At 46.5% G+C, this 787-nt stretch carries 1 protein-coding gene; it reads left to right on the top strand.

The window, feature by feature from the left end; genetic code table 11:
• Window positions 1–787 (top strand): FAD-dependent oxidoreductase (locus R7Z77_RS25005; protein ID WP_318136999.1); only part of this gene is annotated, 787 nt, incomplete at both ends.

The following is a 787-nucleotide window of genomic DNA, read 5'->3' as shown; positions in this document are numbered from 1 at the left end:
AAGATGTTATTGAGTTCGACAAGTCCAGTTTCTATTCGTTGGCAAGACTTGCCCAATACCGTCGGTTGGATGATGCGCTTTTTATTGAAAGCCAAACCTTCAGCGGCAAAAGCTTCCACGCAGGCGATAACAAGCCTTAACACGCGAGCCGTTCAGAGTTGGAATCTGTTATTAGATTCGATCGGAAAAAGTGGGCTGATTAAGATGGATGGTTCACTGCTGACGTTTGAAAGCGAAAGCTTGTTTGAAGGTTATCAAAGTACGCTTGATGCGTTAGCGGAACAAGGTGTTCGGTACGAGCTTTGGACGCAAAACGAAATCCGACGTCGGCTTCCTGAACTCAGCAAAAAGGTTCGGTTTGGCGTCTTTTTTCCAGAAACAGGACATACAATAAACCCTTATGCACTCTGCGTTGAGCTAAGTAATGCATTTGAAAAATTCGGGGGGGAACTTGTCCATGAAGAAGTAGACGCAGTAAGTAAAAACGGCGATGTCTTGGTCAATACTCAGCGAATGTCTTTTGACAAAATTGTGGTCGCAGCGGGTGTTCATTCTAAAGCTTTGGTTCGCCAGTTAACCGGTGTGAATGTCCCGATACACGCTGAGCGAGGCTACCATCTCATGATGAATGACAAGCGTGAGTCATTGCCGTTTCCTATCAGTTCTGCCGACAGAAAGTTCATTATGACGCCCATGTCTGAAGGCTTACGTTTGGCGGGAACGGTCGAGTATGCCGATGTGAAATCGCCACCAAACATGAAGCGCGCAGAGATGTTGTATCAGCAGG

The sequence above is a fragment of the Vibrio sp. 1401 genome (genome assembly GCF_033340295.1).
Note: the sequence above shows the minus strand (reverse complement) of the source record. Positions and strands in the feature narration are given on the sequence as shown.